Origin of the sequence: Butyrivibrio proteoclasticus, from assembly GCF_900115735.1 — a bacterium.
Lineage (GTDB): Bacteria > Bacillota > Clostridia > Lachnospirales > Lachnospiraceae > Butyrivibrio > Butyrivibrio proteoclasticus_B.
In genome coordinates, this window is the sequence record NZ_FOXO01000010.1 from 89,347 (window position 1) to 113,873 (window position 24,527).

The 24,527-nt window shown below is 36.4% G+C and carries 18 protein-coding genes; 17 read left to right on the plus strand and 1 reads right to left on the minus strand.

The genetic code is table 11. The annotated features are described in order from the left end of the window. Positions 1–457: 457 nt before the first annotated feature. The 9 genes from dnaA to BM146_RS08135 all read left to right on the plus strand — a co-directional run bounded on the left by dnaA (position 458) and on the right by BM146_RS08135 (position 12,427). Entirely contained in the window at positions 458–1,855 is a 1,398-nt protein-coding gene (gene dnaA, locus BM146_RS08095; RefSeq protein WP_074887021.1) for a chromosomal replication initiator protein DnaA, read from the plus strand. 304 nt (positions 1,856–2,159) lie between these two features. Beyond that, on the plus strand, positions 2,160–3,269 hold the full coding sequence (gene dnaN / locus BM146_RS08100; protein WP_074887022.1) for a DNA polymerase III subunit beta: 1,110 nt from the start codon (positions 2,160–2,162) through the stop codon (positions 3,267–3,269). Between the two features lie 20 nt (positions 3,270–3,289). Beyond that, on the plus strand, positions 3,290–3,505 hold the full coding sequence (locus BM146_RS08105; RefSeq protein ID WP_074887025.1) for an RNA-binding S4 domain-containing protein: 216 nt from the start codon (positions 3,290–3,292) through the stop codon (positions 3,503–3,505). Further along, positions 3,502–4,608, plus strand: a complete 1,107-nt coding sequence (recF, locus tag BM146_RS08110; RefSeq protein ID WP_074887027.1) for a DNA replication/repair protein RecF — start codon at positions 3,502–3,504, stop codon at positions 4,606–4,608. The genes BM146_RS08105 and recF overlap by 4 nt, the downstream gene beginning before the upstream one ends. Before the next feature lie 15 nt (positions 4,609–4,623). Beyond that, the gene (gyrB, locus tag BM146_RS08115) at positions 4,624–6,561 is read left to right on the plus strand and encodes a DNA topoisomerase (ATP-hydrolyzing) subunit B (protein WP_074887037.1); all 1,938 of its coding nucleotides are present in this window, start codon (positions 4,624–4,626) and stop codon (positions 6,559–6,561) included. A gap of 36 nt (positions 6,562–6,597) precedes the next feature. Further along, positions 6,598–9,153, plus strand: a complete 2,556-nt coding sequence (gene gyrA / locus BM146_RS08120) for a DNA gyrase subunit A (protein WP_074887040.1) — start codon at positions 6,598–6,600, stop codon at positions 9,151–9,153. Positions 9,154–9,160: 7 nt separating this feature from the next. Next, a complete protein-coding gene (locus tag BM146_RS08125; protein ID WP_074887042.1) occupies positions 9,161–10,615 on the plus strand; it encodes a GGDEF domain-containing protein in 1,455 nt (484 codons plus the stop codon). Positions 10,616–10,703: 88 nt separating this feature from the next. Then, positions 10,704–11,465: an exodeoxyribonuclease III gene (locus tag BM146_RS08130; RefSeq protein ID WP_074887051.1), complete on the plus strand. Its 762-nt coding sequence runs from the start codon at positions 10,704–10,706 to the stop codon at positions 11,463–11,465. Continuing rightward, positions 11,465–12,427: an AEC family transporter gene (locus BM146_RS08135; protein WP_074887054.1), complete on the plus strand. Its 963-nt coding sequence runs from the start codon at positions 11,465–11,467 to the stop codon at positions 12,425–12,427. The genes BM146_RS08130 and BM146_RS08135 overlap by 1 nt, the downstream gene beginning before the upstream one ends. 45 nt (positions 12,428–12,472) lie before the next feature. Here BM146_RS08135 and BM146_RS08140 read toward each other — a convergent pair whose 3' ends face one another. Further along, complete coding sequence (locus BM146_RS08140) at positions 12,473–13,399, minus strand: alpha/beta hydrolase (protein WP_074887056.1); 927 nt, start codon at positions 13,397–13,399, stop codon at positions 12,473–12,475. 148 nt (positions 13,400–13,547) lie between these two features. On the opposite strand from BM146_RS08140, the gene BM146_RS08145 reads away from it, so the two are divergent. From BM146_RS08145 to BM146_RS08180, 8 genes are all read left to right on the plus strand, one after another. Continuing rightward, positions 13,548–15,065, plus strand: a complete 1,518-nt coding sequence (locus BM146_RS08145; RefSeq protein WP_074887059.1) for an arabinosylfuranosidase ArfA — start codon at positions 13,548–13,550, stop codon at positions 15,063–15,065. Between the two features lie 102 nt (positions 15,066–15,167). Beyond that, positions 15,168–16,517: an MATE family efflux transporter gene (locus tag BM146_RS08150; protein WP_074887062.1), complete on the plus strand. Its 1,350-nt coding sequence runs from the start codon at positions 15,168–15,170 to the stop codon at positions 16,515–16,517. 9 nt (positions 16,518–16,526) lie between these two features. Further along, the gene (locus BM146_RS08155; RefSeq protein WP_074887065.1) at positions 16,527–17,633 is read left to right on the plus strand and encodes an SLC13 family permease; all 1,107 of its coding nucleotides are present in this window, start codon (positions 16,527–16,529) and stop codon (positions 17,631–17,633) included. Positions 17,634–17,664: 31 nt separating this feature from the next. Continuing rightward, positions 17,665–18,384 carry a 5'/3'-nucleotidase SurE gene (surE, locus tag BM146_RS08160; protein WP_074887067.1) on the plus strand — a complete coding sequence of 240 codons (720 nt, stop codon included), beginning with the start codon at positions 17,665–17,667 and terminating at the stop codon, positions 18,382–18,384. A gap of 248 nt (positions 18,385–18,632) precedes the next feature. Then, the gene (locus tag BM146_RS08165; protein ID WP_242949366.1) at positions 18,633–19,901 is read left to right on the plus strand and encodes an MBOAT family O-acyltransferase; all 1,269 of its coding nucleotides are present in this window, start codon (positions 18,633–18,635) and stop codon (positions 19,899–19,901) included. An 8-nt stretch (positions 19,902–19,909) separates the two neighbouring features. Next, entirely contained in the window at positions 19,910–21,004 is a 1,095-nt protein-coding gene (locus tag BM146_RS08170; protein ID WP_074887073.1) for a hypothetical protein, read from the plus strand. Between the two features lie 54 nt (positions 21,005–21,058). Next, positions 21,059–22,138 (plus strand): undecaprenyldiphospho-muramoylpentapeptide beta-N-acetylglucosaminyltransferase, encoded by a 1,080-nt coding sequence (locus BM146_RS08175; protein WP_074887076.1) that lies wholly within the window; start codon positions 21,059–21,061, stop codon positions 22,136–22,138. A gap of 96 nt (positions 22,139–22,234) precedes the next feature. Further along, positions 22,235–24,475 (plus strand): DUF3160 domain-containing protein, encoded by a 2,241-nt coding sequence (locus tag BM146_RS08180; RefSeq protein WP_074887080.1) that lies wholly within the window; start codon positions 22,235–22,237, stop codon positions 24,473–24,475. Positions 24,476–24,527 lie beyond the last annotated feature (52 nt).

The window sequence follows — 24,527 nt, forward strand, 5'->3', positions numbered from 1 at the left end:
TATCCAGTGTGGAAAAAATCTATATAATTATAAAAAATAAAAAGCCCGAAGTCAAGCCATTAATGCCCACAAAATCATATAATAAATCATTAATATTTTTTCTAAAAAAATAGAAACAATATGTAGTGTTTTTAAAAAATTTCCACAGCTAAATGTTGAATTTGTGGATAACCTGTTGATTATTTTTTTCTTAACTATTTTATCCACAATTTTCCGAAAAATTGTGGATAAAGCAGTACATTAATCGTGTATTTTTTTCTCAAACCCTTGAATTTATGGGCATTATAAGTGTAGATAGTTATAAGTGGAAAACAAACAAGTTTTCCACATGCGTAAATAGTATCTAATAATAATCCATTTTAAAAATAAGTTATCCACAATTCGAGTTTGTTTGATATTTATAGCCTTTTAATATACAATAATTAAAGTCTAAAATTATGCTTATCAGGAGTTTTTCATGCAATCATCAAAAGAAATAACAAAAAAATTAAGAGATAATTGGGAGTCTATTAAACATACAATAAAGATAGAATCAGGTATAACAGAAATATCGTATCGTACCTGGATTGATCCTTTGACAGTATATAGTGTTCAGGATAATAATGTTAAGATTCTTATTCCTTCTGATAACTCAATGGCGCTTCAATACATAATAAATCACTATATGGACTTTATCCGCGTTACAATTTCAGAGTTTTTAGAAATCATGATTGATGTCACGTTCATTTTGAATAAGGATATTATTAATAATGAAGAAACTCAAAATGTGAACGATGAAAATAATGCAAGAACTTATGAAAATAATGCGAATTATGAGCATTCAAATCTTAATCCAAAATATAGATTTGATACATTCGTAGTAGGTAGCAATAACAAGTTTGCTCACTCTGCTTCTCTTGCTGTTGCTGAGTCACCTGGAATTTCCTACAATCCTCTTTTCTTATATGGAGGTCCTGGTCTTGGAAAAACTCACCTTATGCATTCAATCGGTCATTTCATTATGGAACATGATCACAGAGCAAAAGTATTATATGTAACATCTGAACAGTTTACTAACGAAGTTATTGAATCTATTAGAAGTGGTAAAACTGAGAGCATGTCAAAACTCCGTGAAAAATATAGAACTGTGGATGTTCTTATGGTCGATGACGTACAGTTTATTATAGGAAAAGAATCAACACAGGAAGAGTTTTTCCACACTTTCAACGAACTCCATCAGGCTGGTAAACAGATTATTCTTTCATCTGATAAGCCCCCAAAGGAAATGGAAACTCTGGAAGAAAGATTCAGATCAAGATTTGAAATGGGTCTTATTGCTGATATACAATCCCCTGACTATGAAACCAGAATGGCCATTCTCAGAAAGAACTCTGAAAATTATGGTAAAAATATAGATGATCAGGTAATTGATTATATTGCTACAAATATCAAATCAAACATTCGAGAACTTGAAGGCGCTTATAATAAGATAATTGCTTATTCACGCCTTAATAATGTGGACGTTACTCTAGAGAATGCAATGGAAGCTCTGAAAGATATTATTTATCCTGATAAATCCAAAGTAATCACACCACAGCTCATTATCGACACAGTTTGTGAACAATATGGAACTAAAAAAGAGGATATCCTTTCAAAAAAGAGAAATTCAGATATTGTTCTTCCACGTCAGATAATAATGTATCTTTGCAGAATACACACTGATTCTTCACTGGAAGAAATAGGAAAACTTCTCGGTAAGAAGGATCACACAACAGTTATGAACGGAATAAATAAGATAAAAAAGAAAATAGCTGTTGATGATGAACTCAACAAAAACATAGATATAATAATGAAGAAAATCAATCCATCACTTTAAATAACAATCATATTTATCCCTTTGTGGATAACCTTGGTGATTATTTGTGATTTAAAAGAGGATTATGTGTTATTTCCGGGTGGATAAATAAAATTGGTCCTCATTTGTTAAAATTTGGCTTGTTTATAACTTTTTAATTTTCAACATGAAACTTTTTCTTTTCAACAATCAAAAAATTGTAAAAAAGCCGCACAAATAGTATAATAGAATAGGTTTTACACTTATCAACAGCTATTATTAATTCTTTTATTATTTATTTATAATTATTTTATATTTACGCACGCGAAGGGAGTAATAATTCAAAATGAAATTTGTTTGCTCTAAATCTAATCTTGTGAGTGGACTCCAAATTGTATCAAAAGCAGTTCCTTCTAAAACAACAATGTCTATTCTTGAATGTATACTTGTTGATGCCACAGAAGGTGTTATAAAGTTTATTGCCAATGATATGGAACTTGGTATTCAGACTATAGTAGATGGAGATATTGTTGAAAGAGGTTTTATAGCACTTGATGCTAAACTCTTTGTAGATATAGTTAGAAAACTCCCTGATAATAATGTTACTATCGAATCTGATTCATCCAATAAAGTTACAATTAGCTGTGAAAAAGCAAAGTTTAATCTTATCGGCAGAAAAGGTGATGATTTTACGTACCTTCCATCAATTGAAAAAATTGATGGTGTTTCAGTTTCACATCTTACACTTAGGAATGTAATTCAGCAGACAATCTTTTCAATTTCAGAGAACGATGCCAATAAGATGATGGCTGGTGAGCTTTTTGAAGTTGATGGAGAAAACTTAAAGCTTGTTTCTCTTGATGGACACAGAATCTCTATTAGAAAAGTTAAACTTAACGGAAGTTATTCATACAAAAAGGTAATCGTTCCAGGAAAAACACTTGGTGAAATAAGCAAAATCTTAAGTGATAGTGCTGATAAAATGGTCAGCATCTATTTCACAGATAAACATGTTTTATTTGAGTTTGATAAGACTATAGTTGTTTCAAGACTTATTGAAGGTGAATATTTCAGCATTGATCAGATGCTTTCAAGCGACTATGAAACAAAGATGTCAATCAATAGAAAAGAGTTCCTTGAGTGTATAGACAGAGCTACTCTTCTCGTAAAAGAAGGCGATAAAAAACCTGTTATCATTTCAGTTACTGATGGAAAAATGGAACTTAAGATCAATTCTGCAATTGGTAGCATGGATGAAGAAATTGATATTGAAAAACAGGGTAAGGATCTTATGATTGGATTTAATCCTAAATTCCTTATTGATGCACTCAGAGTAATCGAAGACGAAACAGTTGATATTTATCTTGTTAATCCTAAGGCACCATGCTTTATAAGAGATAAAGACGGATCATACATTTATCTTGTTCTTCCTGTCAACTTCACAACTGTTGACTAATAAAAATAAAAGGAAATATCATGGAAATAGTAAAACTTAGAGAACAGGATGATTTTATTAAGCTCGGACAGGCTCTTAAAAAAGCAGGTCTTGAACAATCTGGTGTTGATGCCAAGATGGATATTCAGGCAGGTCTTGTAAAGGTTAATGGAGAAATAGAAGAAAGACGTGGCCGCAAGCTTTATGATGGTGACATTTTGGAATATGATGGCACACAGGTAAAAATAGAAAAATGATAATAAAATCATTAGAGTTATCTGATTTTAGAAATTACGAAAATTTAAAAATAGATTTTAGTAGAGGAACTAATATTCTCTATGGTGACAATGCTCAAGGAAAGACTAATATTCTTGAGGCTATATTTATGTCAGCTACAACTAAGTCACATAAAGGTAGTAAGGACAAAGAGATTATTAGATTTGGAAAAGACGAGGCTCATATTAGGACAATTCTTGAGAGAGACAGTGCAGAGTACCGTATTGATATGCACCTTAGGAGTAGTAAAACTAAGGGAATTGCAATTGATGGTCAAAAGATAAAAAGGGCTTCGGATCTTATCGGAAAGTTAAATGTAGTTTTTTTCTCACCTGAAGATCTGAGTATTATCAAAAATGGACCTTCCGAGAGGCGCAGATTCATGGATATGGAGCTGTGTCAGCTTGATCAGGTATATTTAAATAGTCTATCTAAATACAATAAACTTGTTGTCGAAAGAAACAAAGTTCTAAAAGATCTGTTTGAACATCCTGAAAACAGTGTTCTTCTTGATGTTCAAGATAAGCAGTTATGCGAATATGGATCTGTCATAATCAAGACTAGAGAAAAATTCATTGGTGATCTTAATGAAATAATAAGACCTATTCATGATAAGCTTACAGGTGGAAAGGAAGACCTGTCGATTTATTATGAGCCGAATGTGGATGCTGCTGATTTTGAAAAAAAATTAAGTACTTCCAGACAAAGAGATATCTATGCAAAGCAGACCACTGTAGGACCGCATAAGGATGATTTTTCTTTTATTGTAAAGAGAAATAGCGATAAAAGTGAAAAAATAGATATCAGAAAATACGGATCTCAAGGACAACAAAGGACAGCATCACTGTCATTAAAGCTATCTGAAATTGAAATTGTGAAGAAAGCTAAAAAGGAAAATCCGGTTCTTTTGCTTGATGATGTATTGTCTGAGCTTGACAGTAACAGACAGAATTATCTTCTAAATACGATTGGAGATATACAGACAATTATCACATGTACCGGACTTGATGAATTTGTTAATAACAGATTTGAAATAGATAAACTGTTCAAAGTAACTGAAGGAACAGTAAATAGTGAAAACTAAGAAATGGAGCAAATAATGGGTAACGAAGAAGTACAATATGGCGCTGACCAAATTCAGATTCTGGAAGGACTTGAAGCAGTCAGAAAAAGACCTGGTATGTATATCGGAACGACAGCAAGCAGAGGATTACATCATCTTGTGTATGAAATTGTGGATAACTCTGTAGATGAGGCACTTGCTGGTTTTTGTGATCATATCGAAGTTACTATAAACGAGGATAATACCATAGTTGTTAAAGACAATGGTAGAGGTATTCCTGTAGACGTAAACCATAAATCCGGACTTACAGGTGTGGAAGTTGTATTCACAATTCTTCATGCAGGTGGAAAGTTTGGCGGTGGGGGATACAAGGTATCAGGAGGTCTCCACGGAGTAGGTGCTTCTGTAGTAAATGCTCTTTCAGAATGGCTTGAAGTACAGGTTACAAGAGATGGCAAAGTTTACCAGCAAAGATACGAAAGAGGAAAAGTATGCTATCCTCTTAAAGTTGTTGGAGATGCGCCTACAAATGCGACAGGTACAAGAGTTTATTTCAAACCTGATGCGCTCATTTTCAAAGAGACAACAGTATTTGAGTATAATATTCTTAAGCAGAGACTTAGAGAGATGGCTTTCCTTACAAAGGGACTTAGGATATCCCTTACAGATAAAAGAGTTGAGGAAGGCGAGGATCCAATAAAGCAGACATTCCATTACGAAGGTGGAATAAAGGAATTTGTTGAATATCTCAACAAGAGCAAGACATCTCTTTATAGCGATATCATGTACTTTGAGGGAATCAAGAACAATGTTCAGGTCGAAGTTTCTTTCCAGCATAATGATTCCTATAACGAGAGTATTTATACATTCGTAAATAATATTAATACTCCTGAAGGTGGAACACATCTTGAGGGATTTAAGGCGGCTCTTACAAAGACTTTTAATGATTATGCAAGAGCAAACAAAATGCTCAAAGATAGCGAGGAAAACCTTACTGGTGAAGATATCAGAGAAGGTCTTACAGCAATCATAAGTGTAAAGATTGAAGATCCTCAGTTTGAAGGACAGACCAAGCAAAAGCTGGGTAATTCAGAGGCTAGAGGAGCTGTAGCAAGTGTTGTCGGAGAGCAGCTTACATATTATCTTGAACAGAATCCTGCAGTAGCTAAGCAGATTTTAGAGAAAGCTATTCTTGCTCAAAGAGCCAGGGATGCAGCCAGAAAGGCAAGAGATTTAACAAGGCGTAAGTCTGCTCTTGATGGACTTGGTCTTCCTGGAAAACTTGCAGATTGTTCAGATAAAGATCCAAAGAACTGCGAAATTTTTATCGTAGAGGGAGACTCTGCCGGTGGATCTGCGAAGACAGCGAGAAGTCGTGCTACACAGGCTATTCTTCCACTTAGAGGAAAAATCCTCAACGTAGAAAAAGCCAGAGTAGACAGAATATATGGAAATGCTGAAATTAAGGCTATGATCACAGCATTTGGAACAGGCATTCATGATGATTTTGATATTTCGAAACTTCGTTATGACAAGATAATTATTATGACCGATGCCGATGTAGATGGTGCTCACATTGCCACACTTATGCTTACGTTCCTTTACAGGTTTATGCCTGAACTCATAAAAGAAGGACATGTATATCTTGCACAGCCACCTCTTTATAAACTTGAAAAGAATAAAAAGGTTTGGTATGCATACAGTGATGAGGAATTAAATAAGATTCTCACAGATGTTGGAAGAGATCAGAATAATAAGATCCAGCGTTACAAAGGTCTTGGAGAAATGGATCCTGAACAGCTTTGGGAAACAACAATGGACCCTGAAAGAAGAATTCTTCTTAGAGTAAACATGGATGAAGAATCAGAATCTGATGTCGACGTAACATTTACAACTCTCATGGGGGATAAAGTTGAACCAAGAAGAGAGTTTATCGAGAAGAATGCTAAATTCGTTAAGAATCTGGATATTTAATAATAGCTCATCCATTGCAAAGGGGAATAATTAGAAATGGCTGAAAATAACAATAATAACAATAACGATTTATCAGAAGACGTTTTTGATAAAGTCACTACAGACAGAATAAAAGAAGTTGATCTTCAAAAAACAATGGAAGCAGATTACATTGATTATGCTATGAGTGTTATTGCTTCCAGAGCTCTTCCGGATGTTAGGGATGGTTTAAAGCCGGTTCAGAGAAGAATTCTTTATTCCATGATAGAACTAAACAATGGTCCGGATAAGCCACATCGTAAATGTGCCCGTATCGTCGGTGATACAATGGGTAAATATCACCCTCATGGTGATAGCTCAATTTACGGAGCATTGGTAAACATGGCTCAGCCATGGTCAATGAGATATTGTCTTGTTGACGGACATGGAAACTTTGGTTCTGTGGATGGTGATGGTGCAGCTGCCATGCGATATACAGAGGCAAGGCTTACCAAAATCTCCATGGAAATGATTGCAGATATCAATAAAGATACTGTTGATTTTGTACCAAACTTTGATGAAACAGAAAAAGAACCTACTGTACTTCCAAGCAGATATCCTAACCTTCTTGTAAACGGAACAACGGGTATTGCGGTTGGTATGGCTACAAATATCCCGCCACACAATCTTAGGGAAGTTATAAAAGCTGTTGTAAAGATGATAGACAACAGAATTCTCGAAGACAGAGAAACTGAAGTAGAGGAACTTCTTGAAATAGTTAAGGCTCCTGATTTCCCAACAGGCGGAATAATTCTTGGAACAAGAGGAGCTGAAGAGGCTTACAGAACAGGTCGAGGAAAAGTAATAATCAGAGCTGTTACAAACATTGAGCCTATGGCTAATGGAAAGAACAGGATTGTTGTTACTGAACTTCCATATCTTGTTAATAAAGCAAATATGATTTCTAAGATTGCAGAGCTGGTTAAGCTTAAAAAACTTGATGGAATCACAGCTCTTCGTGATGAATCAGACAGAGAAGGAATGAGAGTAGTTATCGAACTTAGAAATGATGTAAATCCTAACATCATGCTCAATAAGCTCTATAAGCACACTCAGATGCAGGATTCCTTCGGAATTATCATGCTTGCTCTTGTTAATAACGAACCTAAAGTTCTTGGTCTTGTTGATATGCTTAAGCATTATATTAAGCATCAGGAAGAGGTTGTTACCAGAAGAACAAAATATGATCTTAACAAAGCAGAAGAAAGAAATCATATATTAGAGGGATTGCTTATTGCTCTTGATAATATTGATGAAGTTATCAGGATTATCAGAGGAAGTGAAACAGTTGCAATTGCCAAAGAACAGTTAATGGGAAGGTTTGGTCTTTCTGATGTTCAGGCGCAGGCTATTGTAGATATGAGACTTCGTACTCTCACAGGTTTGGAAAGAGACAAACTTGAACAGGAGCACGCAGAACTCTTAAAGAGAATAGAAGAATTGAAAGCAATACTTGCAGACAGAAAAATACTTCTTGGAGTAATCAAGACAGAAATACAGGAAATATCAGATAAATATGGCGATGACAGAAAATCACAGATAGGACATGATGACTCAGACATCGACATGGAAGATCTTATTCCTAATGTGAATACAGTGATTGCTATGACAGATCTGGGATATATAAAGAGAATGTCTATCGACAATTTCAAATCTCAGAACCGTGGTGGAAAAGGAATTAAGGGTATAACAACAATTGATAATGATTTTGTTGAAGATATTCTTATGACTACTACACATAACTATGTAATGTTCTTTACAAATACCGGAAGGGTATACAGATTAAAAGCTTATCAGATTCCGGAAGCTTCAAGGACATCACGTGGAATGGCTATTGTGAATCTGCTTCAGTTAGCTCCTGGTGAGAAGATATCAGCAATGATTCCTGTTAAAGATTTTGAGGATGAGGAAAAGAGTCTCTTTATGGTAACCAAAAAGGGAACTGTTAAGAAAACTCCAATTACAGATTTCTCAAATGTTAGAAAAACAGGACTGGCTGCAATAAATCTTCGTGATGATGATGAGCTTATTGAAGTAAAGACAATAAAGAAAAACTCTGAAGTATTCCTTGTTACTAAGAATGGTATGTGTATCCATTTTGATGAAGATGATGTTCGTTCAACCGGAAGATCTTCTATGGGTGTAAGAGGAATGATGCTTGACGATACAGATGAGATCGTTGGAATGCAGCTTAATACACAGGGTGATTCACTTCTTATCGTTTCAGAAAATGGCTATGGAAAGAGAACAACGCTTGATGAATTCCATAATCAGTTCAGAGGTGGTAAGGGAGTTAAGTGTTATAAGATAACAGAAAAAACCGGTAATGTGGTTGGAGTTAAGGCAGTAAATGACGACAATGAAATAATGATGATTACAAATGCCGGAATTATAATACAGCTCAGAATGGATGAGATATCAGTCCATGGAAGAGTAACATCAGGTGTTAAGATGATTAATCTTGATAAGGGTGTTACAGTAGCAAAGATTGCAAAAGTAAGAGAAAAAATATCAGACGGCGATAAAGAACTAGATAATATTGATGACGTAACAGAAGATATTCCAGAGGAATGAGGGGCCAATGAACATCGGACTGTTAGTATCTGAATTAGAAGATAAGGATGTAAAAAAAATCTGTATAGGAGCTAGTCAGGCTGCAGATGACAAGGGAATTTCTCTTGTCATCATGCCTGGTAAATATTTGATTTCTGATAATAAAGATTCGGATCATCCTTATAATTATCAATTTTCAGCACTATTTGAATATGCAAATACTGCTGATTTTGATGCACTTATCATAGATATAGAGCGTATTGGAAGAAACGCAACTATACTGAAAAAAGAGTCTTTTTTAAAGAAATTTGATAAGGTACCGATTTTAACACTAACAGAACAAGAGGGATTTACTTCAGTAAATGAAGTAAACACTGATCATGATAAGCTTGAGCAATTGGGATATGAAGCAGTTCATGATGCATGTTTTTTTGCAAAGGAAAGAAAACTCCCGGAAAATGAAGTGCCAAAGAGCTTTTCTTTTGTGGAAAAACCTGACTCCGATGCGATTAAAACTCTATCAGAATTAGGAAATCTACTTCTGAACAGAAAATATGGAAATGACAAAGCATATGGTATTTTTGCGAAAAAAGCTGTTGCAGATGGAATAAAGAACTTTGGTATTTTTCTTTATGACACAAAAATAAGGAATAATCCCAAGTACAATTGGGTATTACCTGAAAAAATAAGTGTAAAAAGCACAGCAATTTGTGGAAAAGTGGATGTGTATGATGAAGAAAAGAGGATAATCGGCACAGATAAAATTTTTTCGCAATTCATTAAGGACAAATCAACAGTACTTATTGCAGGTGATATATTTGTTGGAGAAAATCAACTTGGTGTTATGGTAACCGAGTTTAAATCAAAGACACTTATAGACTATTTCTTTTGTTCACTTGTTAGTGTAGTGACTGGCGTTTCAAGACTTTCTTATCTTGAAAAAGAGTTGCTCAGAACTACAGAAGAGCTGTATGAAGTTCAGGAAGAACTTGCAAGAGATGATTCGGTTCTTGATCATATCGGAGATCAGGATTATCTCACAGGAGGCCTTAATAGAAGAGGATTTTTTGCAAAAGCATATGATCTGTTAAAAGAAGACTTTAAACCAGGAAAATATGTAATCGTTGCTTATATTCATATGGATTCGCTTAAGAAAATAAACGAATTATATGGTCATGAAGAAGGCGATAGAGCAGTCATAAGGGTAGCAGAAGTTCTTGAAAACGTTTTTAAGCAGAGTATTTACGGTAGAATAAGAGGCGACGAATTTGCAGTAATAGAAATAACAGAAGAAGAAGGAAAGGCTGAAAATTTCAGACATGAAATGTCAGCACAGAATGCCAGTCTTCTTGAAGAATCAAGCAGATATATGAACCATCTTCAGTATTCTATCTGTGAATTCAGCTATGAAGATAATCTCTCACTCAGAGAAATGTTAAAAGAAACAGATGACAATCTTCAAAAAATTAAACAAATGCAATAGAGGTGAACGCAGGGTTATCCTGCGTTCACTTTGTAATATGAGAGCTTGGTAATGTACATGGTAGTATTTATAGAGGAGGTTAGAATTAATGGGAAAAAAGCTCGTATCATGGAATGTAAATGGTTTAAGAGCATGTGTATCAAAGGGAAGTTTTCAGGAATTTATGGAAAAAGAAAATCCTGATGTAATATGTCTTCAGGAGACAAAGCTTCAGGAAGGTCAGATTACGATGGACATTCCAGGATATGAAGAGTATTGGAATTATGCGGAAAAGAAAGGTTATTCAGGAACAGCTATTTTTACAAAAGAAAAACCTCTTTCTGTTACATATGGACTTGGAATTGAAGAGCATGATCATGAAGGAAGAGTAATAACAGCAGAATATGAGGATTACTATCTTGTAACTGTATATGTACCGAATGCAAAAGAAGATCTTTCAAGACTTGAGTACAGACAGGTTTGGGAGGATGATTTTTTAGCATATATTAAAAAGCTTGAAGAAACAAAGCCTGTAATATATTGTGGAGATCTAAATGTTGCCCATAAAGAAATAGACCTTAAAAATCCTAAACCAAACAGAGGTCATGCGGGATTCACAGATGAAGAGCGAGCAAAGTTCGATAATGTAGTTAATTCCGGACTCGTAGATACATTCCGTCATTTTTATCCAGACCTTGAAGGCGCATATTCATGGTGGTCATACAGATTTAATTCAAGAGCCAAGAACGCAGGTTGGCGCATAGATTATTTTGTTGTTTCAGAATCTCTTTTACCAAAGATAGAAGATGCAAAAATATATAGTGAGGCCCTTGGTTCAGACCACTGCCCGGTAGGACTGACATTAAAGTAATGGAAAATATAATTTTTAGTTTAAATGCTACTCTTCCTATTTTTCTTTTGATGGTGCTTGGATATATCTTTGAGAAAATAGGTATTATCGACCAAAAAGCAGCATCATGGATGAATAAATTTGTATTTAAGATAGCACTTCCTGTTTTGCTTTTTAATGATTTATCAACTCAGGATTTTGCTGGAACCTGGGATGGCAAGTTTGTGCTGTTTTGTTTAGCTGCAACGATAATAAGCATTTCAGTAATCACAGTATTATCAAAAATAATAATAAAAGATAGATCAAAACGCGGAGAATTCATACAGGGATCCTACAGAAGCAGCGCGGCTTTGCTTGGAATTGCTTTTATCCACAATATCTATGGAGAATCAAATTCCGGAATGGCGCCACTTATGATTCTTGGAAGTGTGCCAATTTACAATATATTTGCTGTGATCATTCTTACATTGACTGCTCCAAAGGAAAATGCTGACAATAGTGATAAAAAGGCACTGGTAAAGGATACAATAATTGGAATATTAAAAAATCCTATCATTCTTGGTATCCTTTGTGGAATGGTATGGTCGATTCTAAAAATTCCAATGCCTAAATTACTTAAGAGCATGACTTCTAGTGTGGCAGCTCTTGCAACACCACTTGGACTTATGTCTATGGGAGCGACTTTTGAAATAAAAAAGGCAGCGAAAGGAATAAAACCCGCTCTACTTGCGAGTTTTATAAAGCTGTTCTTACTAGTGGCTCTGATAATGCCAATTGCAGTGTGGATGGGATTTATTGGGGAGCAGATTGTAGCAATACTCGTAATGCTTGGCTCAGCTACAACTGTAAGCTGCTATATAATGGCAAAAAGCATGGGACATGAAGGAACTCTTAGTAGCAGCATTATAATGATGACAACACTTGGATGTGGATTTTCACTTACTTTCTGGTTATACATATTAAAATCAATAGGGATCATATAAGAATAAGGCTTTGTGAATGGATAATTCACAAAGCCTTTATCTTAGTTAAAAATCAATCTTTGTAAGAAATTCAGATATCTTTTTCCAGTAATTATCAGGGTCTTTTACAACGCTCTCAATATGTCCGGCGCCAAGTATCATGCAATACTGCTTGGGACAGCTTGCTGCCTCATAGAGCCTTGAACACATATGTGGATCGATGAATGTATCATCATCTCCATGAATGAAAAGAGTCGGAGTTGATGATGAGGCTACAGCTTTAATAGGGCTGGCATCGTTGATATCATATCCGGAACGAATAAGAATTACAGCGCGTGCAATAGCAATAGCTATCGGAATAGGTACAAAAGAACCCTTGAAACTCTTGTATGTTGAAGCAAACTGCTCGCGAAGTGTTGAATATGAGCTGTCTGCAATTGCAGCTTTAACATTCTCAGGGAGTTTCTCTCCTGTGGTCATAAGAGTTGTAGCAGCACCCATAGACATACCATGGAGAATTATTTTTGCCTGAGGATCTCTCTTTATTATCCAGTAAATCCATTCCATGATATCGAGCCTGTCATCAAGACCATAGCCGATGTACTTACCTTCACTTTTTCCAAAACCTCTAAGATCAGGAAGAAGGACATTTAAGCCTTTTTCAAGGTAGTGCTTGGCATATATACCGTTACTTTCGTGATTGTCCCAAATTCCGTGGATAAGAATCACATATTTATTTGTCTTTTCTTTTGCCGGAATATATGAGGCGTGGAGTTTTAACTGATCAATGCTTTCAATATACATGTCCTGTCTGTCAGGATTGTTTCTTACAAAATACCTTCCGTCCGTAATCAGCTTGTCAAAATCGGCATCTCCATCGCTGTGCTGATGTGGTACAGAAGTAATCTTGTAGATATAGTTACTAAATGCATAAACGCCACCAAAAAGGGCTGAAAATAAACCAAGTTTAAAAATTGTATTATTCTTACTCATTGTGTCTCCAATCTCGTAATAAATAAACCTCAAAAAGGTTATATATATAATAACATTATTTTAAAGATTAAGATATTTTCCATTTTCATTTTGAAAGAATTGGTTTATATTATTTGTATAACTGTAAATTATTTTAGGGGTATTTAAAATGAAAAAAGCAAAAATCGATAACAAAGTTCAATTATGTATTGATCGTGATTTTACGATCAGTAAGGTAGATGAGCGTATATATGGTTCATTTATCGAGCATCTTGGGAGAGCAGTATATGAAGGTATTTATCAGCCTGATAATAAATTCGCTGATAAAAATGGGTATCGTGAGGATGTAATGAATCTTATAAAAGAGATTGGAGTTCCAATCGTAAGATATCCAGGTGGAAATTTCGTATCTGCATTTAACTGGGAAGACAGTGTTGGTCCTAAAAAAGACAGACCTAGGAGACTTGAGCTTGCATGGGGAGTGGTTGAAACAAATCAGTTTGGTCTCGATGAGTTTGTGGATTGGTGTAAAAAAGTTGGCACAAAGCCAATGTATGCAGTAAACCTTGGTACAAGAGGCATCGAGGATGCTAAAAATGTTATTGAGTACTGCAATATAAAGAGCGGCACAAAATATAGTGATATGAGAATTAAAAATGGTGCAAAGGATCCATATAATATAAAACTTTGGTGCCTTGGCAATGAGATGGATGGACCATGGCAGATGGGGCATATGACAGCACAGGAGTATGGACTCAAGGCAGGAAGAGCAGGTCATATAATGAAGCTCGTTGATTCTTCAATTGAAACTGTAGTATGCGGATCATCTTCTCTTTATATGAATACTTATGGCGAGTGGGAAAGAGTTGTTCTGGAAAACAGCTATGACACAACCGATTATCTATCACTCCACACATATTATGGAAATGCTGAAAATGATACACCAAACTTCCTTGCAAGCAGCGTAGCAATGGATCAGTTCATCAGTCAGGTTATCAGCATATGCGATTACGTTAAGGCTGTTAAGCGTTCAAAGAAGACAATTAATCTCTCATTTGATGAATGGAATGTATGGTATCACTCCAATGAGCAGGATAAAAAAATTGAGAAATGGTGTGAGCACCCTCACCAGCTTGAGGATGTTTATAACTTTGAAGATGCACTTTTAGTAGGATCAATGCTCATTACACTTCTTAGACATGCAGACAGAGTTAAGATTGCTTGCCTTGCACAGCTTGTAAATGTTATTGCACCTATTATGACATCAGATACAGGTGCATGGAGACAAACAATTTTCTATCCATATATGCAGGCTAGTGTTTATGGCAGAGGAGAAGTTTTAAACACCGTAGTAAAAGCACCAACATACGAATCAAAACATGGCGATGCACCATATGTAGATAGTGTAGTTGTCACTGACGAAGAAAATGAAGCTCTTACGATCTTTGCGGTTAATAAGAATCTTGAAGAAGATTTCGAGCTTACATGTGACCTTAGACAATATGCGGGCTACAAGGTTGTTGAACACAGTGTACTTACTCACAATGATCTTAAGGCTGAAAATACAGAGCAAAACCCTGACAATGTTAAGCCTGTAGATTTCACAAAGGGCTCTAAAGTTGACAATGGAATTCTTACAAGTAAACTTCCTGCAAAGAGCTGGAATGTAATCAGACTTGCAAAGTAAATATTATTTATTATAATGAGTGGGCATGTCTTGGTAGACATGTCCATTTTCTATATAATAGACTAGTTGATAATATAGTTTGAATAGCTAAAGAGGAATAACATGGAAGTAAAAATAGATAACAAGATGTTTTATAGGAATCTTGCGAGGATAGCTCTTCCTATCGCCCTTCAGAGCCTGATGCTGGCTCTTGTTGCGGCAGCTGATGCACTTATGCTTGGACGAGTAGCCCAGCAGCAGATGACAGCAGTATCACTGGCAACACAGATTCAATTTGTTCAGAATATGTTTATTTTTTCAGCAACATCGGCAGGAGCAATTCTTGGAGCCCAATATTGGGGAAAAGGCGATAAAGCAACACTTGAGAACATATTTAATCTGATGCTGTGGTTTTGCGGAATTGTTTCTATACTGTTTTTTGCAGCCTGCGAACTTTGCCCGGAAATTCTTATGAGTATCTTTGCCGGAGATAAAGAACTAATAGAAATTGGCAGTGGATATTTAAGAATTGCAGGTTGGTCATACCTTATAACAGGAATTTCACAGTGTTATCTGGGAATAATGAAAGTATCTGAGCATGTTAAAACAGGTGCGATAATAAGCTCAACAGCGGTTATTTCAAATATAATTCTCAACGGTATTTTTATCTTTGGACTATTCGGAGTATCAAGGATGGAAGCAAGGGGAGCTGCTCTTGCAACGACAATATCAAGAATTATTGAATTGTTCCTGTGTATCTTTTTATCTTCAGGTGAAAAGTATGTAAAGCCGGCTTTATCAAGATTTCTTAAGGTACCGCCTCTGCTTATAAAAGACTTCATAAGACAGTGTCTGCCTCTTATGGGTGGATCACTATGTTGGGGAGTGGGATTCACCTCTTATACCGCTATAATGGGACATATGGGGGTAGATGCGGCAGCTGCCAATTCCGTGGCTGCTGTCGTAAGAGATCTTGTATGCTGCATGTGCAATGGTATCGGAACTGCAGCCGGAATTATAGTTGGTAATGAACTTGGAGCCGGCAAATTGGAAATTGGCAAAAAATATGGAATTAAGCTAAAGAACATTTCTTATGTTATAGGTTTTGTTTCTACGGCAATTGTTCTGGCAGTTACGCCAGTAGTAGTTCGTGGTGTGATTCTTACAGACACAGCAAGAGAATATCTCATAGGAATGATGATCATTATGTCTGTTTACATGATAGGAAGAGCGGTTAACACTGTAACCATAAATGGAGTATTGAATGGCGGAGGAGACACACTATTTGATATGTACAGCCTTATTGTATGTATGTGGATGATAGCAATTCCTTTGGCATTTGCAGGAGCATTTGTATTTCATTGGTCACCTCTTGCGGTATATGCCTGTACTTGTCTTGATGAAGTAGGAAAGATTCCGTGGGTTATGTACAGATTTAGAAAATATAAATGGGTAAAAGACCTTACGAGGTGAGGATAAGTAATGTTAAAAAAGATTGATAAAGTTCTTTTAATATCCTGGATTCTTGCAATTATATCAGCGTTTTTTGTTCATCCGGGAAAAGAGTATATTTCTTACATAGACTTTAGATCCTTAGGAATTCTGTGGGGACTTATGGTAATTATTCAGGGATTTAAAGAGAATTCTGTGTTTGAAAAGATAGCATCAGCTCTTTTGTCTAAAGTAAAAAAAGGGTGGCATCTGGTGGCAGTTTTAGTATTTATGTGCTTTTTGGGAAGTATGCTCATAACTAACGACGTAGCACTTATAACATTTGTTCCGTTTGCTATCATGATATTACATAACTGTGATATGGAAGATATGATGATACCTGTGATCGTTCTTCAGACCATTGCTGCAAACCTTGGAAGTATGCTTACTCCAATTGGCAATCCTCAAAACCTATACCTATATGGACTTGCCGGTATGGGACTTACTCAATTTGTTGCAACTATGCTGCCATATAGCTTATTATCAGCAATTATGTTATTTTGCACTATTATCGTAATATCGTTCAAAAGTGTAACACCTTCGGCAAAAAATTCAACGCTTGTTACAAAGAATTTTGGCAGCAAAATTCAAATTTTAATTTACAGCATACTTTTTATAATAGCTATTTTAACGGTATTAAGAATTTTTGTACCATGGTACATTTTTGTAATTGTCGTTTTATTAGTAATATTTGGAATGGATTACAAAATACTTTTTAGAGCAGATTATGTTCTTCTACTCACATTTATAGGCTTTTTTGTATTCACTGGTAATATGGGTAAAATCAGCATAATTAGTGAATTTTTCAGGAATACCATCAATGAAAAAGAGTTTGCTATATCAATAATTTTAAGCCAATTTATCAGTAATGTCCCAGCCACATTAATGCTGTCAGGTTTTACAAAAAATTATAAGGAACTGTTAGTTGGAGTAAATGTTGGTGGATTGGGAACACTTATTGCTTCAATGGCAAGCCTTATCTCTTTTAAGGCCTATACTAAAGAATATAGAGAAAACACAGGAAAGTACGTACTTATATTTACTTTGTTAAATATTTTCTTTTTAATTATGCTGGTGATTTTGAAGCTAATTCTATAAGATAGTAGTATTGGATAAGAAAGGTTTTTGAATGGTTAAAAGAATACTAATTACTAATGACGATGGAATAAAATCAGATGGAATAATAAGGCTTGCAGAGGCTGCAAAGGAATTTGGAGAAGTTTATGTAATTGCGCCTGATGACCAGAGAAGCGCGGCATCTCACAGCATAACTTTGAGACATGGAATAGATGTTTATCCGCATGATTTTCCTGTAGAAGGAGTTAAGGCATATTCATGCAGCGGAACACCTGCTGATTGCGTAAGAGTAGGCAGTCTTAGCGTGATGTCAGAAAAGCCTGATATTGTAATGTCAGGAATTAATTTTGGATACAATGTGGCTTCTGATATACAGTATTCAGCAACTGTTGGAGCAGCACTTGAAGGTGAGTTTCAGGGATATCTCTCCATTGCTTTTTCTGAAGGGATGAATGGGATTCACGAGACAACAGATAAATACTTAAGAGATATAATGGCTGAGCTTGTGGAAAAAGAATATACTCCGGGATTTATCTATAACGTGAATTTCCCCGGGTGTAAGCTTGAAAAATGCAAAGGCGTTTTAAAAGACAGGGTAGTATCAAGAAGTGCATTTTACAAAGACAGTTATAAAGAAATAGAACAACTTCCAAACGATGGAGTGAGATACATGGTAGATGGCGCTTTCTCACCAACTCCGGAAGAAGGCACTGATTATGGTGCGATTTTGGATAATTACGTTTCAATTGGACTTGTGGAGAATCTTTGCTGATGGGTTTTAATTCGTTTACTTTTATATTAGTGTTTCTGCCCATACTTCTTATTGGGTGGTTTGCGCTGAATAAATTAGAAAAATATACGGTGGCAGAGGGTTTTTTAACACTGATGTCACTGTATTTCTATTACACTTTTGGGGTGTCATTTTTACTTATTCTCTTAGTTAGCATTGCAGTTAATTATTGCCTTAGCTTCATTATTAAAAATAAGCCGCAAACTTCAAAAATAATAAAGATAATAGGTGTGATATTTAACCTGTTACTTTTATTCTATTTCAAATATCTTGGATTTTTTATCGACAATGTTAATGCGATTTCAGGGGCTCACCTACAGGCAAAAGAAATCCTTATGCCCATAGGAATAAGCTTTTTTACCTTCGGACAGATTTCATTTATTGTGGATAGAGCCAATAACGAGGCGCCCCACTATCCATTTTTGAAATACGCATTATACACAGTGTATTTCCCAAAACTGATTCAGGGACCTATAGCTTTCCACAAAGAAATGATAGATCAGTTTAAAAACAAGGATTTAAGACGCTTTAATGTGGATAACTTTGCCAAAGGACTTACTTCCTTCATAATAGGACTTGCTAAAAAGGTTATTCTGGCAGATACCCTTTCTGGTGCTGTGAACTATGGATTTCAGCAGACCTACTTTTTGGATACTGTAACAGTAATAGCAGTAATGCTGGCTTATACGTTTCAGATATACCTTGATTTCTCAGGATATTGCGACATGGCAAATGGAGTCAGCATGATGCTTGGCTTTAAGCTCCCTGTGAATTTCAATTCTCCTTATAAAGCATCCAGTGCAAAAGAACTCTGGCAGCGATGGCACATGACACTTTCCAGGTTTTTTATCAAGTATGTGTATATCCCGCTTGGTGGAAGCAGAAAAGGAAAAGTAAGAACAGTAGTAAATGTATTGATAGTATTTGTTCTAAGTGGACTCTGGCATGGAGCCGGATGGACCTATATTTGTTGGGGACTTATGCAGGGACTTCTGGTCGTTTGGGATGACCTTGGAATTGTGAGTGTAGCTCCGGAAAAAGGGAAAGAACAAAAAGCAAGATACCTGTTTTTTGAAAAGCCTCTTTTAATAATTCCAAGAGCGCTTGGAAACGCACTTACATTTTTGATGTTTGTTATATCACTCGTATTCTTCAGATCAGAAGATATGGCTCATGCAATTGGCATGTTCAAGAGGCTTTTTTTCTGGACATATCCGGGATTCTTGTACAGAACAGCATCAAAACTCGAGATTGCAGAAAACTACATACCTAGACAGTTCTTTTCACAGCTTGGTATGAACGCTGACAATACCGTATACGTAGTGACACTTGTAATATATATCGCTATTTCAGCCTATATTATGACAAGGAAAAACACACAGGAAATTGTTGAAAAAGCAAATTACAGTAAAAAAATGATTCTTGGACTGGCGATATTATTTGTATGGTCATTCATATCACTGTCAAATGTCAGCACCTTTATATACTTCCAGTTCTAAGGAGTTTAATGGATAATAATAAAATGTCATCAAAAAAGTTTATAAAAAAACTGATAATAACGATACTTGTCCTCATATTTGCAGTTGGTGCAATAGTTTATGTGTTTGATCCTTTTTACCACTACCATAAGCCGTGGCTCGGACTTAAGGAAGTTCTTAACGACAAAGAATACCAATGCATAGGCACACTAAGGCACTTTGATTACGATACTCTTTTAGTTGGTTCCTCTGTTATGGAGAACAACGACAATGCCTGGTATGATGAGGCCTATGGCGTAAAATCGATCAAGGCGATCCGCTCATATGGTGCCACTGCAGACCTTTGTTATCTTATGGATGAAGCCTATAAAAGTCATGATATAAAGTATGTATTTTACAACATTGACCCTTCATCACTTTCAGCAGATGCGGAAACTACCTATGAGTCTACAGGCTGCCCAATGTATCTTTACGACCACAACCCGTTTAACGATGTACAATATCTTTTTAATAAAGATGTACTCTTTGAAAAGATTCCATATATGGTAGCCAATTCTTACCTCGGGAATTACGATGAGGGACTTTCATATAACTGGGCGAAATGGAAAACTTTTGATATTCAGATGGCTCTCGGGCTTTATTACAGACCTATCGATGTAGTAGAAATGCAGGATGAGACTATATATAATGACAAGCTCGTTGCTAACATAGCTCTTTTGACAAAAGAGGTAGCTGATCACCCTGAGACACAGTTCATGTTCTTTTACCCAGCCTATTCAATGCTCTGGTGGGACGGTGTTTATAGAACAGGAGAAAGAGATGCCTATATCTATTGTGAAAAAGAGATGACGAAAGCTCTTTTGCAATATGATAATGTCAGAATCTTCTGCTTCCAGAACGAACCGGATGTAATAACAAATCTGTATAATTACATGGATTCAATCCACTTCTCTCCTGAAATAAACAAGCTTATGCTTGATCAGATGATAAATGGCGAGTACGAGATGACTCTTGAAAACTATGAGGAAGTTCTGGATGGAGTAAAAGATTTCTCGGATAGAATTGTTAATGAGCTTATTGTGCCATATGAAGAACAGGATATGCTTACCTACGAAATCAGGTAAATTATGGTATAATGTTGTGCAGAATAATTTGAAAACTGGAAGAAGGAATAAAAAGTGAGCGATAAACCGAATAAAAAGATAGTGCTTACAGGTGGTGGAAGTGCCGGACATGTAACACCTAATATCGCATTGATACCAGCGCTTAAGAAAGCTGGATATGAAATCTACTATATTGGTTCATATAATGGAATTGAGAAAAAGCTTATTGAGGACTACAACATTCCTTACTTTGGAATAGCCACAGGTAAGCTTCGCAGATATTTTGATCCAAAGAATTTTACTGATCCTTTCAGAGTTTTAAAGGGATTTACAGAGGCGGTTAAACTTCTTAAAAGAATTAAGCCGGACGTTGTATTTTCTAAAGGCGGATTTGTAAGTGTTCCTGTTGTAAGAGCTGCGGGAGCATTAAAGATTCCATATCTTGTTCACGAATCAGATATGACACCCGGACTAGCCAATAAACTTAGCATGTCAGGAGCCAAAAAAATATGCTGTAACTTCCCGGAGACAATGCGTCTTTTACCTGCTGATAAGGCTGTTCTTACAGGAACTCCAATCAGAGAAGAGCTTGGACTTGGCGATAAAGAAGTTGGAAAAGAGCTTTGCGGATTCGAGGATGATAAGCCTGTACTTATGGTAATCGGCGGAAGCCTTGGCGCACAGTCAGTTAATGAGACTGTAAGATATGCCCTTCCAAGACTCCTTCCATATTTCAACGTTGTCCACATTTGCGGAAAAGAAAAAATGGACAATTTGAAACTTACTGTCCCGGGCTACAAGCAGTTTGAATACGTTAAAAATGAGTTAAAAGACATCTTTGCTATGGCTGATATAGTAGTTTCAAGAGCAGGAGCTAACTCAATCTGCGAACTACTTGCACTTAAAAAGCCGAACATTTTGATCCCGCTTTCAACCAAGTCAAGCAGAGGAGACCAGATGCTTAATGCAAGGTCTTTCGAGCAGCAGGGATTCTCACTTGTAATTGATAACGATGATCTTGATGAGGACATCCTTGTGGAAACAATCGAAGATCTCTACAAAAACCGCGAGAAATTCATTGAGAACATGAACAAGAGTAATCTTCACAGCGCAACAAATACAATCGTCAAACTTATTGACGAACAGATCCAGTAATAGAGAGCTTCTCCATAAAGATGGAGGGGCTTTTTCATTTATCAGAGAATTGGTGTATTATTGAATTAGCGTAAATTTATATGATGGAGAAAAGTTATGAAGAAAGGATATGTGGCTTTAGTTATGGCACTGACAATGGTTCTATCTGCCTGTGCTTCAACCCCGGTTGAAAGTCCTGACGCGCAGTCAGCGCAGGAAACAACAGAAGTTTCTGAAGGAAACGAGCAGAATGCGGCCGTTGGAGAAAGCAGTGAGCCTGCAACTGTTAATGAAGAAAAGAGCTCAGACTCAAGTGAAAAGATCTACTATGATCCAAATCTTATTCCTTCAATTGCACCTTACAGCGTAAATGAAGATTTTTCTAATGTAGTATATGCATCTGATTTTGCTTATCTTTTTAGTGATGAATATGAAAGCGAATATAATCATCCTTCAATTCTCAGAAATGCACTTATCAAAAATAATTTTGCTGTTACAGCTGACAGTAGCAGAGAGTTTTTTGACATTTATGAGGATAACAGATATGTTATGTTCCCTAATTTTATAACAGTGGATTCACTGATGCATACATATCATCTGTATTTTGCCCACCTTATGAAAAAGTGCGAGCAGCAGTATCTGTCTGATGAATTAAAAAAAGTCAGCTCAAATATGCTGGCAGAATCTGCAAAACAGTATGAGGAGCTGAAGGGAACAGATTGGGAAAATGCGGCATTCAGAAACCTTGCGTTTTTCTATGTAGGAAGTTTATTACAGGATGAGAGCGTTACAGCGCCTGTAAGTGATCCTGAGTTAGACGCAATCGTTAAGGGCGAATATGACAAGGTTATGGCTGCAGAAGGAATTGAGGTATGCGCTCTGACAGATTTGAATGAGGATTATACCCAGTATAAACCAAGAGGCTACTACGACGGAGATGACCAGCTAGAGCACTATTTCCGCGCTATGATGTGGTACGGACGAATTGCATTTGAGCTTGATAACGAGGAGATGGCAAAGAGCGTGATCCTTCAGACAATTGCGCTTTCAGCAGATAATAAAGAGTGGAGTAACATCTACGAAGTCACAAGCTTTTTTGCAGGAAAGTCTGATGATGCAGGCTTTAAAGAAATCTATGATGCTCTGGAAGAGAGCTGCGCAGAGGCGCCGTCACTTCGGGCAGTAACAGATGAAAAGACATTTAAAGACAGCATTTTGCCTGCTCTAAAGAAAGTCAATCCACCTGCAGTCAATTCAATTCCTGTCTACGATGGAGAAGACCCAATAATTCCATCCTACAGATTCATGGGACAGAGATTTACTATTGATGCTGCAATAATGCAGAGACTTATATACAGCTCAGTAAAAGAAAACCCGGAGGGCGAAAGAAGGAACTTACCTGATACCCTTGATACAGCAGCAGTTCTCGGTTCAGAAAAAGCTTACGAGATCCTTGATGAGCAGGGCGATACAAAATATGAGAATTACAACGAGAATATTCAGGCTCTTAAGGCAGTATTTAATAACGATGAGCAGGATTTGTGGAACGCAAGTCTCTATTCAGGATGGCTGTATACCTTAAGACCTCTTTTTGAAGAAAAGAGAGATGGCTATCCTTCATATATGCAGAGCGAAGAATGGGATAAAAAGAATCTTGAGACCTTTGCGGGCTCCTATGCTGAGCTTAAACATGACACAATCCTTTATACCAAACAGCCTATGGCTGAGATGGGTGGACCTGATTTTGAGCCACTTGATGACAGAGGATATGTTGATACACAGCCGGTAGTATACAGCAGATTCAAGGCTCTTTCTGAGAAGACAAAAGAAATGCTTAGTAGCTGCAATATGCTGTCAGATGGAGCAAGTGATGACCTTGATAAACTGTCAGAGATAGCAGGAACACTTATTACGATTTCTGAAAAAGAGCTGACAAACGACACGATTACAGAAGATGAGTATGAGTTTATCAGATGTTATGGTGGATATATTGAGCACTTCTGGGAAGAAGTTACTAAAGACTCCTTAGGCGAGGATGCGATTGACAGCACACAGGCCCCATGCCCTGTAATTGCTGATATTGCAACTGATCCAAACGGCAGCGTCCTTGAAGTTGGTTCAGGTTATGCTGCAACAATTTATGTGGTCTTCCCAATAGATGGAGAGCTACACGTTGGAAGAGGAAGTGCATATAGTTTTTATCAGTTTACAACTTCGATTACAGACAGAATGACAGACGAAGAATGGAAAAATGCTCTGTCCGGTGGCTATTTGGACGAGGAATGGAACTGGGTTGAAGTTGAGCATGCACCGGAGCAGCCTTCATGGACTCAGAGCTACAGGATAAAAAATAATTGATGCAGGTTACAAACAATAGTAAAACCAAATTAAGAATATCTATAGGACTGCT